The sequence below is a fragment of the Cellulomonas sp. GbtcB1 genome, from assembly GCF_019091725.1.
Taxonomy (GTDB): domain Bacteria; phylum Actinomycetota; class Actinomycetes; order Actinomycetales; family Cellulomonadaceae; genus Cellulomonas.
The window spans coordinates 1-230 of record NZ_JAGXJG010000692.1; the positions used below are offsets into that span (position 1 = coordinate 1).

Consider the following 230-nt stretch of genomic DNA (forward strand, 5'->3'; position numbering starts at 1 on the left):
GGCCGCGCACGACGACCATCCGCCGGGCCGTCGCCAGGTAGTGCTCGTGCCCGGTCTCGCGGTACAGCTCGACCAGCGCGGTCCCGACCTCGGGGTGCCCGCAGTACCCCGCGCGGCCCTCGGGCCCGAACGTCGCGACGACCAGGACGGCGTACCGGCGGGCCAGCGCGAGGTAGACCGCCCGGCCGGCACCGCGGTGCAGCGCGACCGCGGCCTGGACCAGGTGGCCC

Annotated in this window: 1 protein-coding gene; it reads right to left on the reverse strand. The window is 78.3% G+C overall.

The window, feature by feature from the left end:
* Nucleotides 1-230 (reverse strand): beta-L-arabinofuranosidase domain-containing protein (locus KVT14_RS21835; protein ID WP_217617436.1); only part of this gene is annotated, 230 nt, incomplete at both ends.